The sequence below is a fragment of the Candidatus Methylomirabilis limnetica genome (genome assembly GCF_003044035.1).
GTDB lineage: Bacteria > Methylomirabilota > Methylomirabilia > Methylomirabilales > Methylomirabilaceae > Methylomirabilis > Methylomirabilis limnetica.
Window position 1 is genome coordinate 18,858 of sequence record NZ_NVQC01000018.1, and the last position, 11,145, is coordinate 30,002.

An 11,145-nucleotide genomic window follows, 5' to 3' on the forward strand; every position below is an offset into this window, starting at 1 on the left:
GGTGCTCGCAGGAGGACACCCGACGAATGGTGGTAATAGGTCTGACCGGGGGCATCTGTTCGGGCAAGAGCACGGTTGCTGCGATGTTTATGCGCCTAGGCGCTACGGTCATCGACGCGGATCAGGTCGCTCACGAGTTAGTGGAGCCAGATCAGCCCCTCTTCGAGGCGGTCGCCTCGGCGTTCGGTCGCGAGGTAGTCGGAGCGGATGGTCGAATTGACCGCCGGAGGCTGGGCGCTATGGTATTCGCCGATCCCAAGGCCCGCAGACGATTGGAGGCGATCCTCCATCCGTCCATTATCCTGGAGTGTGAACGACGTATCCGGCAGGCTGGGATCTCTGGGGCGGCCGCGTGTCTTCTCGATGCCGCGCTGTTGATTGAGAGCGGTTGGCACACTCGCTGTGACGCGGTGATCCTGGTTGAGGCTAGCGAAGCTGTCCAGCTCGACCGCTTGGAAGGGGCCAGGGGCCTCAGCCGAGACGATGCGATGCTGCGCATCAGAGCGCAGATGCCGCAAGAAGAGAAACGTCCCCACGCCCGCTACGTCATCGAGAACGAAGGACTGATTGAAGAGACGGAGCGCCAAGTGAAGGCGGTGTGGGAACAATTGTGCGCCCGGACTTCGATGTAGGCGCCTGCCTGTGGCTTCGGTAGCCCGCGATGAGTGTTGTCGCGTCAAGCACGGTGCAATCCACGCTGAGTCTGATCTGCTACTGAGGGCTTCGAAAAAAGGCTTGACAAAGGGTAGAGGCTCCACTAAATTCAAGTTGTAATTCTCGCTGAGGGTGTGACTTCTTCAGAATGTCGTTTGTCGGTCGGCCCTGAACTGCGCATCATTGAGGTTGAGGGGGACCGACGCTGCCTGAGATCAAACTCATCTCACTTTCCTATTCAGACCGCTATCTCCCACGCATCCGGCAGGGGCCTTATTCCTGATGATCGGCTTCTCCTATTCACGCGGTAACTACTCAGGTGTTTAGACTGAAGACCGAAGGTTCTAAATTATCTCGCAAAGCACGAGTCGAGCCATTCAAGATCTTTTCGGAGTTTTGTATAATCACGCATGACTTACCCCTAAAAGCCTTCAGCCTTTAGCCTATCTACCTGAGTAGTTACTTCACGCGCATCATACCTCAGATCGGTCACACGGAGAGGCGGGTTATTTGGTTGAGATCGCGAAGTAGATTCATCGTTAACAGGCTTACTTAAGGAAGAGGAGTTCGCGTAGATGGCTTCATCAGTGTCTGAATCGACCAGGCGGTCCAGTATGTCAGAAGTGAAGGAGAGCGTTGCGGCGCTTCCCAGGGGTGGTTCGATGAACATCGTAGAGTTGAAAGAGAAGACCATCTCTGAGCTGAGCGGCATTGCCAGGACCCTGAACGTGGTGGGTGCCAGCGGCCTCCGCAAGCAAGAGCTCATCTTTAAGATCCTGGAGGCACAAACCGAGAAGAGTGGGCTGATCTTCGCGGAGGGCGTACTCGAGGTTCTGTCAGATGGGTTTGGCTTCCTTCGGGCGCCGGACTACAATTACCTTCCGGGGCCGGATGACATTTACGTATCGCCGTCGCAGATTCGGCGCTTTGACCTTAGGACTGGCGATACTGTCTCGGGACAGGTGAGACCCCCCAAGGAAGGGGAGCGTTACTTCGCCCTCCTCAAGGTCGAGGCGGTGAACTTCGAAAACCCGGAGCTGGTTAAGGATAAGATCCTCTTCGATAACCTGACTCCCCTTTTCCCGAATCAACGGATCCGACTGGAGACCACACAGGACGAGATGAACATGCGGGTGATGGATCTTCTCACGCCGATCGGCAAGGGGCAGCGTGCGCTGATCGTCGCCCCACCGAGGACGGGCAAGACCATTCTCCTGCAAAAGATCGCCAACAGCATCACCAAGAATCACCCTGAGGTGGTCCTGATCGTTCTCCTGATCGACGAACGGCCGGAGGAGGTAACGGACTTCCAGCGCTCTGTCAAAGCTGAGGTGGTGAGTTCCACCTTCGACGAACCGCCAACGCGTCACGTTCAGGTGGCCGAGATGGTGATCGAGAAGGCCAAACGGTTGGTGGAACACAAGCGGGACGTGGTGATCTTGCTGGATTCTATCACTCGACTGGGAAGGGCCTACAACACCATTGTCCCGCCGAGCGGCAAGATCCTCTCTGGCGGCGTGGACAGCAACGCGTTGCAGCGCCCTAAACGGTTCTTCGGGGCGGCGCGGAATATCGAAGAGGGCGGCAGCCTGACGATCATAGCCACAGCCCTTATCGATACCGGTAGCCGGATGGACGACGTCATCTTCGAGGAGTTCAAAGGGACCGGCAACTGCGAGCTTGTCCTGGACCGAAGGTTGGTGGACAAGCGGGTCTTTCCTGCCATCGACATCTTCAGGTCAGGCACACGTAAGGAGGAGCTCCTGCTCACACAGGAAGAGCTTAACCGGATGTGGATTCTCCGCAAGGTCCTCCAGACTATGGGCGTGGTGGAGGCGATGGAACTCCTGCTTGAGAAGTTGAGGCAAGCCAAATCGAACGAAGATTTCATGAGGGCAATGAATTCGTAGGTGATTTTCTCGCAGTAGATGCGTCCCAACAGCCCGTCCTCCGACGGGCTGTATTTTTTGTTGAGAGGCCCCCAGTCTTGGGGGTATAATCAACCGCGGCTAAGTAACTGAAAAATCCAGAATATCTCGGGAGGGACAATCATGAAGGCAAGCATTCACCCTGACTATCAACTGACCACTATCACGTGCGCGTGTGGCGAAGTGATCAACACCCGGTCCACCGTACTCACTCTCCGGGTAGAGATCTGCTCCAAGTGCCACCCGCTCTTTACCGGGCGCCAGAAGCTGATCGACACCGAAGGGCGAGTCGATCGGTTCCGGAGGAAGTACCAGAAGAAGCCGACGGCGGACACATCTGCCCCAGTAGCTGCCCAGGCTGAACCCCTCGCCGCAGTGCCTGGAGAAGTAGCCTCCTAACAGGGGGCCGCTCGTGTGGTAGGAGTGACGTCGATGCTGCAGTTGCTTGAGCGCCTGAAGACCATCGAGCAGCGATCTTCTGAGATCGGACTGGAGATGAGTGATCTGGCTGTCATTAGCGATCGGCCCCGTTTCCAACGGCTGGCCAAGGCGCATGCGGAGCTGGAACCGGTGGTAGACGCGTTCCAGCGGCATCGTAAGCTTCTGCGGAGCCAGGAAGAGACGAAGACGCTGCTGCATGATGGGGTCGATGACGACGTGCGCGAGCTGGCGGAAGCGGAACTGAAGGAGCTGGCCATCAAGCTGGAGAAGCTTGAAGAGGAGTTGAAACTTCTGTTGCTTCCGCGAGATCCGGCCGACGAGAAAAACATCATTCTGGAGGTGCGAGCAGGGGCTGGCGGCGGAGAGGCCGCACTATTCGCTGCGGAACTGGTCAGGATGTACACCCGATACGCCGAACTGCATGGCTGGCGGGTGGAGGTCCTGTCGGCGAGTCAGACCGGTGTCGGTGGAGTGAAGGAAGCGATTCTCGGCGTTGAAGGGCGCGGGGCGTACAGCCGCCTTAAATTCGAGAGCGGTGTCCATCGGGTGCAGCGGGTGCCGGTCACGGAATCGAGCGGGCGGATTCATACCTCTACGGTGACGGTGGCAGTCCTCGCTGAGGCGGAAGATGTAGAGGTCCAGATCGATCCCAAGGATCTTCGGATCGATGTCTTTCGGTCCACGGGTCCGGGAGGACAGTCTGTAAACACCACCGATTCGGCCGTGCGGATCACCCACCTGCCGACCGGGTTGGTGGTCACCTGCCAGGATGAGAAGTCGCAACACAAGAACCGGGCCAAGGCGATGAAGGTGCTGCGAGCTCGCCTGCTTGATGCAGCCACGGCGGAGCAGGCGGCAGAGATTTCGCAAACGCGCCGTCTGCAAGTGGGGACAGGGGACCGAAGTGAGCGGATCCGCACCTACAACTTCCCACAAGGTCGCCTCACTGACCACCGGATTGGGATCACGCTTTACAGCCTCCAGCGGATCCTGGAAGGGGAGATGGAGGAACTGATTGATACACTGGTGACCAATAATCAAGCCGAGCGATTGAAAGCCTTGGTGTGAGGATGGCGGGTACGCTTGCAGAAGAAGTGCGAAGCGCGGGGTCCGAGGTGCGGAAGCAGCCCACCCCGCACGTCTTCACATATCGCCGCGTGGTGGAACGGTTGGTGGATAGTGGCGTGGAAAGCGCGTTGCTCGACGCGGCGTGCCTCATTGAGGCCGCATCAGGAATCCCACGGTGGCGGTTCATACTGGACCCGGAGCAATCGATCCCCTCGGACAAATCTTGCCTCCTTGAATCGATGGTATCACGGCGCGAGGCCAGAGAGCCAATTGCCTATATCCTCGGAGTGAAAGAGTTTTGGTCTCTTCCCCTTACGGTGGGTTACGACGTCCTGATCCCGAGGCCGGAAACCGAAACGCTTGTCGAGGCCGTCCTCGAGAAGATCGGTTTCGAGTTTCGAGTTTCGAGTTTCGAGTTTGCTCGTGATAGTTCGAGGTTGACTGCTGGTTCTGTAAACCCGAAACCCGAAACCCGCAACTCGAAACTTGTTATCGTGGACCTTGGCACCGGTAGCGGCGCGATTGCCTTGGCGCTTGCTGTCGAGATGCCCCACGCGCTTGTTTACGCCATCGATCGTTCGCCTGGCGCTTGCAGGATTGCCAGGCGGAACATAGAGGCGCTGGGGTTGACGAGCAGGGTTCACTGCGTACAGGGCGATCTGCTTGATCCGCTTCGGACGATTGACGCTGGAGGAGGGTGCGACCTGATCGTTTCAAATCCTCCGTACATCCCTTCCGGAGCATGCGGCTCCCTGTCTCCTGAGATCGTCGCCTACGAGCCTCTTGAGGCCTTAGATGGCGGTCCTGACGGTCTCCGCTATCATCGGCGAATCATCGAAGAGGCTCCCGCCTATCTTCGCGAAGGAGGCTGGCTATTCCTCGAGGTCGGCGACGGTCAGGCACCAGCCGTGATGGAACTGATCCGGAAGACAGAAGGCTTCGGACCAGCCGGGGTGAGGCAGGACGTAGCGGGTCGTGACCGAGTCGTCTTTGCGCCACGGCGAGGGAGGGCGCTTGGATAAACTGATTATCAGAGGTGGGGCGCCCCTCAGAGGACAGGTAGAGGTTAGTGGCGCCAAGAACGCGGCCCTGCCGGCAATGGTGGCGTCTTTACTCACAGAGGAGTCGATCCGGCTTCATCGTATTCCGCAACTGGGCGACGTGAGGACGATTATCGGTCTGCTCAACCATTTAGGCGTGAGCGTCGAAGGACGTGATCGAGAGCCCATATCCCTTCGTGCTGATCGCATCGATCGGTTTGAGGCTCCCTACCAACTGGTCAAGACGATGCGGGCATCGGTGCTGGTGCTTGGCCCGCTGCTGGCCCGTTTCGGCCGGGCACGGGTCTCTTTGCCAGGAGGGTGCGCGATAGGGACGAGGCCGATCAATCTGCATCTCGCAGCCCTTGAGAAGATGGGTGCAACGGTCAGCTTGGATGCCGGGTACGTAGAGGCCAAGGCGCCACGCTTGAAGGGTGCCAGGATCACATTTGATGGCCAGACCGTTACCGGCACCGAGAATCTGATGATGGCCGCCACCCTGGCGGATGGGGTTACGGTATTGGAAAACGCCGCGTGCGAGCCCGAGGTCACTGACCTGGCCGCCCTGCTGAATCGCATGGGGGCGAGAATCGAAGGCGCTGGTACTCCGACGATCAGCATCGAGGGTACCTCACATCTGCACGGGGCAGAGCACGAGGTGATCCCGGACAGGGTCGAGACCGGGACCTTTATGGTTGCGGCTGCGATTACCGGTGGTGATGTGACCATCAATCGCTGCCTGCCGTATCACCTGGAAGCAGTCACGGAGAAACTGCGGGAGACAGGCGTGCGCGTGGAGGAGACGGACTGTAGTATTCGGGTCGTGGGAGATGGGCACGTGAGAGGAGTCAATATCAGGACCCACCCCTATCCCGGGTTCGCCACCGATATGCAAGCGCAAATGACGGCTCTCATGTCTATTGCCCAGGGGAGCAGCGTCATCACCGAAACAGTTTTTGAAAACCGATTTATGCACGTGAATGAGCTGCTGAGGATGGGTGCGGACATCAAGGTGGTTGGTACTACCGCGTTCGTCCACGGAGTTCCCACGCTGTCGGGCGCGCCAGTGATGGCCACCGACCTGCGGGCGAGCGCATCGCTGGTTCTGGCGGGACTGGCCGCTCAGGGGATTACGACTATCTCGCGTGTCTACCATCTGGACCGGGGATACGAGTCGATTGAGCAGAAGCTCCTCGGCCTCGGCGCCAGCATCGAGCGAGTCGCAGAATAAAGGAGAGTTTCGGGTTTTGAGTCCCGAGTTTCGAGTTGGGACCAGAAACCCGAAACCCGAAACGCGAAACATGGAACATGGAACCCACAAATAACGACGTGATCGCGATCGCGCTGCCGAAGGGTCGGTTGCTGACCCCTATCCTTGAACTCTTTGAGGGGATCGGTTTTCCGTGCGTGAAGGTCTTTTCTGACTCACGGCGCTTGATCTACGAGGATCGCGATCGGCAACTCCGATTCCTCATACTCCGGCCTGCCGACATCCCGACCTATGTGGAGCGCGGGGCCGCCGACATGGGTATCGCGGGGAAAGACCAGCTTCTCGAGCAGCGCCGGGATGTCTATGAGCCGCTGGATCTCAGGTTCGGTGCATGTCGACTTGTCGTGGCCGAGCCGGCTGAACTCCATAAGCAGGATGATCCTCATTCCTGGTCGAACCTGAGGGTGGCCACCAAATATCCAAACCTTGCGGAAGCGTACTTCAGTCGTAAAGGGATCCAGGCGGAGATCATCAAGCTGACCGGTTCTCTTGAACTTGCGCCCCTTGTAGGGCTGGCCGAGCGGATCATTGATCTCGTAGAAACCGGGCAGACCTTGAAGGAGAACGGGTTGGTGGAGGTTGAGGAGATCGTCAAGTCCACGGCGCGGCTCATTGTCAATCGCGCGAGCCTCAAGACGAAGTACCGCAGGGTCCAGGATCTAGTCGAGAAGATGCGAGCGCAGGTCGAAGCGCATACGGCAGGGGCGCGTGCATGAGACTGCTCCATGCTGGATCGCGCGAGTGTACGCTGTTCTTCTCGCAGCTCAGGTCCCGACAGGGCACCATGCCCGTCGAGGTCGAGCAGGCCGTTCGCGACATCCTGGAAGAGATACGGACAGGCGGCGATGCCGCCCTGTTCGATCTGACGCAGCGGTTCGATGGGGTCCGCCTCGATGCTACCTCAGTACAGGTAGGGCCAGGGGAGATCGATGAGGCATACGCGGCCCTGGCACCCGCCTCTCTTGAAGCCCTCAAGACGGCGGCGTCGCGGATCAGGGCCTTCCATCTGCGACAACTCCGCTCCTCCTGGTTCTCGGAGGAAGACGGGGCGATCGTCGGGATGCTCGCTCGTCCGCTTGAGCGGGTAGGGATCTATGCCCCTGGGGGCACGGCGGCCTACCCGTCCACGGTACTCATGAATGCGATCCCGGCTGCGATTGCCGGCGTGGCGGAGGTCGTGATGTGCACGCCGCCGAGTCGGGACGGCAAAGTGGCTGGAGCGGTGTTGGTCGCCGCTGATCTCTGCGGGGTTCATGCGATCTATAAGGTAGGTGGTGCCCAGGCGATAGCGGCCATGGCTTACGGGACCGCGTCGATCCCGAAGGTCGATAAGATCGTCGGCCCAGGCAATGTCTATGTTGCGACCGCCAAGCGTCTCGTCTTCGGGCAGGTAGGGATCGATATGATCGCTGGCCCGACGGAGTTGTTGATCATTGCCGACGAGGAGGCCAGGGCCGCGTGGGTTGCCGCCGACATCCTCTCCCAGGCTGAGCACGATCCACTCTCCAGCGCCATGCTGCTCACACCTTCCCAGCGGCTTGCCGAAGAGGTGGTGGACGAGGTGAAACGGCAGGTCGCACTGCTGCCAAGGCGGCAGATTGCTGAGACCTCCCTAGAACAGTTCGGTGCAGTAGTCGTAGTGAAGGGGCTTCACGAGGCCGCCACCCTCTCCAACGAGGTCTCGCCGGAACACCTGGAGCTGCAGGTGAAGGATCCCTGGGGACTATTGCCACAGATCAGGCACGCTGGCGCCATCTTCATGGGGGGCGCAAGTCCGGAGGTGGTGGGCGATTACTTGGCCGGGCCGAATCATGTTCTGCCGACCGGAGGGACGGCACGCTTCGCCTCCCCCCTTTCCGTAGACGATTTTCAGCACAGAACATCACTGATCGCCTTTAGCCAGCAGAAACTGGAGGCGCTGGAGCCAACATTGGTCGAGCTAGCCCGCTTAGAGGGGCTTGAGGCCCATGCCAGGGCAGCCTCTATCAGGAGGCTCGCATGAAGACGCTACGTCTTCTCGATCTGGTCAAACCCGAGGTCTTGAGCCTCACGGCGTATCGAGCTGAGGAACGACGACCCGATCTTGTCAAGCTCGATGCCAACGAAAGCCCGTTCCCGCTTCCGGAGGAGCTTCGCCAGGAGCTCCGGTACGCCTTGGATCAGGTGGCAGTACACCGCTACCCCGATCCGAAGGAGGATCGGCTCCGATCAGTTCTGGCTGTACAGCTCCAGGTGGCGCCGGGGGCACTTGTCCTGGGCAATGGGTCTGATGAGCTGATTCAACTGTTATTACTGGCGACGTCAGGACCTGGGACCACGATTCTCGCTCCAGTTCCAACCTTTTCGATGTATGAGCTGATCGCGAGGGCTCAGGGACTGCGCTTTGAAGGAGTACCCCTCGGATCTCGCTTTGAGCTTGACATGCCAAGACTGATCGAGACTATCGAGCGACGTAACCCCAAGGTCATCTTTCTGGCTACGCCAAACAATCCAACCGGCGGCGTCCTCTCTGAGGCGGAGATGTGCAAGATTTTGGCCGTTGCTCCCGGATTGGTAGTTGTGGACGAAGCTTATGGACCGTACGCTGGGCGGACTATGTTGCCGCATTTGGTCGATCAGGAACGGCTGGTGATCCTCAGCTCCCTTTCCAAAATCGGGCTGGCCGGTCTGCGCATTGGCTACCTCGTTGCCCATCCTGCACTCACAGCCGAGCTGGAGAAGGTCCGCCTTCCGTTTAACCTCAACGCCTTCTCTCAGGTGGCCGCCGCCGTGTTGCTCAACCACCAAGAGTGGATCGATGCGAGTGTTCGTGAGGTGGTCCGGGAGCGGACGAGGGTGATGGATCGCTTGGTCGCGCTCCCCGGCGTTGAGCCCTTCCCGTCAGCGGCAAACTTCATTCTCTTCCGGACGACACTTCCTGGGAACGATGTATTCGAAGCGGTGTTGGGGCAGGGCGTCCTGGTGCGAAACTTAGGGTCAGTGCCAGGTCTGCAAAATTGTCTGCGCGTTACTGTGGGCACGGACGCGGAGAACGATCGGTTTTTGGATGCATTGACGAAGGCGCTGAGATAATGTGCGTGGTGTAAAAATTCCTTCACCCCCCCCTTTACGAAAGGGGGGCACGGGGGGATTTGAGGTGCGGGGTGCGAAGGGCGAAGGACACAGTGCAATGGAGCAGATGGAGGTCGGGTGATGGGCAGGACAGCTAAGGTGTGCAGGAAGACCGCGGAGACCGATGTAGCGGTGGAGCTCAACCTGGATGGGGTGGGCCGACACACGATTCAGACCCAGATCCCCTTCCTCGATCACATGCTGGCCCAACTGGCGACGCACGGCCTCTTCGACCTCAGCATTGAAGCGCGGGGCGATCTTCAGGTCGACCTGCATCATACTGTGGAGGATGTCGGGATCGCGCTCGGCGAAGCGTTTGCCCAGGCCGTGGGGGACAAGCGGGGCATCCGGCGGTTTGCCTCAGCGCTTGTCCCGCTGGACGAGGCGCTGGCCCGCGTGGTAGTTGACATCAGCGGCCGCCCCTATCTGGTCTATCAGGCACCGCAACTGCATGGAGAAATCGGGAGTTTCGATGTCAGCCTCGTGAAAGAGTTTATGCGTGCTCTCGCCATGAATATGAAGGTGAACCTCCATGTTGAGGTCCTGCACGGTGAGAACCTGCACCACTGCGTCGAAGCGATTTTTAAGGCATTAGCCAAGAGCCTCGACCAGGCGACAGCTCTCGATGCGCGAAGTGCCGACGTCCCCTCGACCAAGGGAAGCCTGTGATTGCCATCATCGATTCCGGCGTCGCGAACCTCCGAAGCGTCCAGAAGGGGTTCGAGTGCGTTGAGGCTGATGCCAGGATCGTGGAGGATCCTCTGACGCTTCGGGACGCATCCGGTATTGTTCTCCCTGGGGTGGGCGCGTTTGCCGATGGGATCAGTAAGCTTCGGGATGGTGGATTTGTCGAGCCGCTGCTTCGGGCGATTGAGGAGGGTAAGCCGGTCCTGGGTATCTGCTTGGGACTGCACTTCCTGTTCAGTGAGAGCGAGGAGTTCGGGCATCATGCGGGCCTCAACGTCATCAAGGGCCGAGTCGTCCGATTTACCAATAATCTCCCCGTGCCCCCCTTTCGTAAAGGGGGGGTGGGGGGATTTCTCAAAATCCCGCACATGGGGTGGAACCGGATCAGAATCGAGCAGCAGGCCCCGATCTTCAAGGGCATTCCCGACGGGGGGTTCTTCTACTTCGTCCACTCCTACTATGTGCAACCAGAGGATGAAAGCGTGATCGCCGCCACGACCGAGTACGGCCCCCGATTCACCTCAGTGTTGTGGCGAGACAACCTCTTTGCCTGCCAGTTTCACCCCGAAAAGAGCCAAGCGCTAGGTTTGCAACTATTGAAGAACTTCGCCTCCCTCACGTAGATGCTAGTCATTCCAGTGCCCACAGAACATACCTCGCACTGACGGCCACCTTGTCGCGGAGAGACATCGGCAACGCCTCCCCCCGACCTCACGTCCGACGGCATAACAGGATAGGCCTGCCCTCGTAGACTCTTTCAGTCAGGTCAGGGTATCCAGGCGCTCTGACCGGGAACTGCCTCCCCCAAAAGCTCCTCGATTTGGGTGTAAGACAAATTTATGGGTAAGCTTCTCACCCCGTTGCCCGATTTCCCCAAAACTCCTCCCACCGGCCACTGATCTGACAGCAACGTAGGGCGATAATTGCGTTGGCCCCTCTGACAGTC

The 11,145-nt window shown here is 59.0% G+C and carries 10 protein-coding genes and 1 pseudogene; all 11 read left to right on the plus strand.

The window, feature by feature from the left end:
• Positions 1–26 precede the first annotated feature (26 nt).
• The 11 genes and pseudogenes from coaE (at position 27) to hisH (ending at position 10,822) form a co-directional block, all read left to right on the plus strand.
• A complete protein-coding gene (coaE, locus tag CLG94_RS06460; protein ID WP_107562047.1) occupies positions 27–632 on the plus strand; it encodes a dephospho-CoA kinase in 606 nt (201 codons plus the stop codon).
• A 684-nt stretch (positions 633–1,316) separates the two neighbouring features.
• Complete coding sequence (gene rho / locus CLG94_RS06465) at positions 1,317–2,564, plus strand: transcription termination factor Rho (RefSeq protein ID WP_107562048.1); 1,248 nt, start codon at positions 1,317–1,319, stop codon at positions 2,562–2,564.
• 141 nt (positions 2,565–2,705) lie between these two features.
• Positions 2,706–2,894, plus strand: a pseudogene (gene rpmE, locus CLG94_RS06470) (50S ribosomal protein L31); the annotation flags it as partial.
• Between the two features lie 129 nt (positions 2,895–3,023).
• On the plus strand, positions 3,024–4,091 hold the full coding sequence (gene prfA / locus CLG94_RS06475) for a peptide chain release factor 1 (protein ID WP_193450640.1): 1,068 nt from the start codon (positions 3,024–3,026) through the stop codon (positions 4,089–4,091).
• 2 nt (positions 4,092–4,093) lie between these two features.
• Positions 4,094–5,113, plus strand: a complete 1,020-nt coding sequence (prmC, locus tag CLG94_RS06480) for a peptide chain release factor N(5)-glutamine methyltransferase (RefSeq protein WP_107562051.1) — start codon at positions 4,094–4,096, stop codon at positions 5,111–5,113.
• Positions 5,106–6,362, plus strand: a complete 1,257-nt coding sequence (gene murA, locus CLG94_RS06485; protein WP_107562052.1) for a UDP-N-acetylglucosamine 1-carboxyvinyltransferase — start codon at positions 5,106–5,108, stop codon at positions 6,360–6,362. The genes prmC and murA overlap by 8 nt, the downstream gene beginning before the upstream one ends.
• Positions 6,363–6,439: 77 nt before the next feature.
• Positions 6,440–7,117 carry an ATP phosphoribosyltransferase gene (gene hisG, locus CLG94_RS06490; protein WP_107562061.1) on the plus strand — a complete coding sequence of 226 codons (678 nt, stop codon included), beginning with the start codon at positions 6,440–6,442 and terminating at the stop codon, positions 7,115–7,117.
• Positions 7,114–8,403 carry a histidinol dehydrogenase gene (gene hisD, locus CLG94_RS06495; RefSeq protein WP_107562053.1) on the plus strand — a complete coding sequence of 430 codons (1,290 nt, stop codon included), beginning with the start codon at positions 7,114–7,116 and terminating at the stop codon, positions 8,401–8,403. Before hisG ends, hisD begins: the two co-directional genes overlap by 4 nt.
• On the plus strand, positions 8,400–9,473 hold the full coding sequence (gene hisC, locus CLG94_RS06500) for a histidinol-phosphate transaminase (RefSeq protein WP_107562054.1): 1,074 nt from the start codon (positions 8,400–8,402) through the stop codon (positions 9,471–9,473). Before hisD ends, hisC begins: the two co-directional genes overlap by 4 nt.
• A 120-nt stretch (positions 9,474–9,593) precedes the next feature.
• The gene (gene hisB / locus CLG94_RS06505; RefSeq protein ID WP_107562055.1) at positions 9,594–10,181 is read left to right on the plus strand and encodes an imidazoleglycerol-phosphate dehydratase HisB; all 588 of its coding nucleotides are present in this window, start codon (positions 9,594–9,596) and stop codon (positions 10,179–10,181) included.
• A complete protein-coding gene (gene hisH / locus CLG94_RS06510; protein WP_107562056.1) occupies positions 10,178–10,822 on the plus strand; it encodes an imidazole glycerol phosphate synthase subunit HisH in 645 nt (214 codons plus the stop codon). The genes hisB and hisH overlap by 4 nt, the downstream gene beginning before the upstream one ends.
• Positions 10,823–11,145: the final 323 nt, after the last annotated feature.

Excerpts from the sequence above, each read along its gene's own strand:
- coaE (WP_107562047.1), top strand. The coding sequence starts at position 27 with ATGGTGGTAATAGGTCTGACCGGGGGCATCTGTTCGGGCAAGAGCACG.
- rho (WP_107562048.1), top strand. The coding sequence starts at position 1,317 with ATGAACATCGTAGAGTTGAAAGAGAAGACCATCTCTGAGCTGAGCGGC.
- prmC (WP_107562051.1), top strand. The coding sequence starts at position 4,094 with ATGGCGGGTACGCTTGCAGAAGAAGTGCGAAGCGCGGGGTCCGAGGTG.
- hisG (WP_107562061.1), top strand. The coding sequence starts at position 6,440 with ATGGAACCCACAAATAACGACGTGATCGCGATCGCGCTGCCGAAGGGT.
- hisD (WP_107562053.1), top strand. The coding sequence starts at position 7,114 with ATGAGACTGCTCCATGCTGGATCGCGCGAGTGTACGCTGTTCTTCTCG.
- hisC (WP_107562054.1), top strand. The coding sequence starts at position 8,400 with ATGAAGACGCTACGTCTTCTCGATCTGGTCAAACCCGAGGTCTTGAGC.
- hisB (WP_107562055.1), top strand. The coding sequence starts at position 9,594 with ATGGGCAGGACAGCTAAGGTGTGCAGGAAGACCGCGGAGACCGATGTA.